Source organism: Methanobacterium sp. (genome assembly GCA_012838205.1).
In the GTDB taxonomy this organism is placed as follows: Archaea; Methanobacteriota; Methanobacteria; order Methanobacteriales; family Methanobacteriaceae; genus Methanobacterium.
In genome coordinates this window covers 1-2332 of the sequence record DUPR01000069.1, presented here as the reverse complement: position 1 = coordinate 2332, position 2332 = coordinate 1, and the positions used below count along the sequence as shown (strand labels likewise).

2 protein-coding genes are annotated in these 2332 nt (G+C 41.0%); both read left to right on the top strand.

The features are described from left to right. The first annotated feature begins 65 nt into the window (after positions 1-65). The gene (mvk, locus tag GXZ72_09670) at positions 66-1169 is read left to right on the top strand and encodes a mevalonate kinase (protein HHT19809.1); all 1104 of its coding nucleotides are present in this window, start codon (positions 66-68) and stop codon (positions 1167-1169) included. Between the two features lie 131 nt (positions 1170-1300). Beyond that, positions 1301-2095 (top strand): isopentenyl phosphate kinase family protein, encoded by a 795-nt coding sequence (locus GXZ72_09665; GenBank protein ID HHT19808.1) that lies wholly within the window; start codon positions 1301-1303, stop codon positions 2093-2095. Positions 2096-2332 lie beyond the last annotated feature (237 nt).

Below are 2332 nucleotides of genomic sequence, written 5' to 3'. Positions count from 1 at the left end.
TTATCCAAATTATAATAATTTTAAACTTAAAAGAGGATTAGATCAGCAAGTAGGAGTTTAATCTAATGAAGGTCACGGCGTCTGCCCCAGGCAAGGCCATACTTTTCGGAGAACACGCAGTGGTATATGGAAAACCAGCCATAGCCATGGCTGTAAACAGAAAAGCAATAGTCACTATCCAGGAAGGAACTAACGACCATATCTCTATCAAAATCCCTAAATTAGATGTGTACGGAGCCATCAATTTAGAAAATCAGAGAATAAATCCATTAAAAACATCTACCACGCAAGATCAGTTTATTGGCTATTCCAAAAATTCAAACTATCTTGAATCAGGAATTAACCACTCAAACTCAGATAAACATGAAAGTTTAGGGTCACATTCCAAGTCAGATAATCTAACATCAACATCATCACCTAATGATATGGGTATTCTACAATTCATCCGCAATGCAATTTTCAACTGTCAATTCCAACCAGACCATGGGTTGGATGTGAAAGTGGATCTGGAAATACCCATAGGCGCTGGATTGGGATCATCAGCAGCCATCACTGTTGCCACCATTGCTGCGCTAGCACGTTATCTTCAAGAAGATTTAACCACCGAACAAATTGCCAGAATGGCCCACCAAGTAGAACTAGATGTGCAGGGAGCAGCAAGTCCACTAGACACCACCATATCAACCCAAGGCGGTTTCATCTATTTTTCCCGCAAAAAAGGTGCGATGAAGATAAAACCAGCACTGGAAATGCCAATGGTAGTTGGATACACACCCCAACCCGGAAACACTGGCAAACTAGTGGCTGGAGTCCGAAAACTCCACGATAACCATCCTGAAATAATTAAACCCATCCTGGATACCATTGAAAAAATAGTAAACCAAGCCAGAGAAGCCATCATTAACGGTAACCAAGAAAAAATAGGGCAATTAATGAACATAAACCAGGGACTCCTGGATGCTCTGGGAGTAAACACCAACCAACTCTCCAACCTAGTCTACCAAGCACGAAGTGCAGGGGCCACAGGCTCCAAACTAACTGGAGCAGGGGGAGGTGGCAGCATCATAGCATACTGTCCTGGAAAAACCCAAGAAGTATTAGAAAGATTAGAAAAAGTTGAAAACGCATTCCAAGTTAATATATCCCACCAAGGAGTTACATGGAAATGATTAAGCACTATAAGATAAGGATCGAATCTTTCACTGGATTATATAAGACCAACCCCTTCCAGATTAAATCTGAAACCACCATGAACCTTTTCATCCCCACAAAAAACCATGATAGGGAGGTCTTGCTTTAGATGATCATCCTGAAACTAGGTGGGAGCATAATAACCCGGAAGGACAAAACCAAACCCACTCTCAACCCAGCGAACTTGGAACGCATAGCCCAGGAAATATCAGTTGCCAAAATCAAAAAATTGATTATTATACACGGAGCAGGCAGTTTCGGACACCCCTATGCCCAGAAATATGGGATAGGCTCAGTTATTAAAAATGACCGGGAACTCGGCCGGAAAAAAAGAGGCTTTGCCCTAACCCAGAATTCAGTAAAAAACCTCAACCATTTCGTCTGCCATTACCTCCTAAAATGGGGCATACCAGCCATTACTGTGCCTCCATCCTCTTTCATCAAAAGCAACAATAAACGGATAGAATCTGCCAACCTGGAAATTACAGAAAAATATCTGGAAATGGGACTAGTACCAGTCCTCCATGGTGATGTGGTCCTGGATGAAAATGAAGATATACAGATGGCAGTAGTATCTGGAGATCAGATAGTCACCTACTTGGCAGAAAAGTTACACCCGGAGAGGATCATCCTGGGCTCAGATGTAGATGGTATCTACAACTGCGACCCCAACCGACACCAAGAAGCTCAACTTCTCCCAGTGGTGAAATCCATGGAAGATCTTGAATTTCTGGAAGGAGCCCGTACAGTAGACGTAACCGGAGGAATGGCTGGAAAACTAGGCGAACTCCTGGAACTGGCCAGGAAAGGCACACCATCAGAAATTATCAACGCTGGTAAAAAAGGAGTACTACTAGGGGCATTAAAGGGTGAAAAGGTGAAAGGCACCCTGATCACTAAATAAAGGTCATAATCCAAATGTAATTTTAACAATCTAAATCTCATCCATTCAATTAAAAAAAGCACTAAAATAACAAATTATTTCAGCACACAATTAAATCAACATTTAAAAAAAATTCAATGGAACAGAATTTTCATATAGAGCATAGGATTCTTCATATAAAGCATAGGATTCTATGTCCAATTCACGATAATATTTAAAAAAAAATAGTGGAAATAAGTTAAAACCCGACTAAAAGGA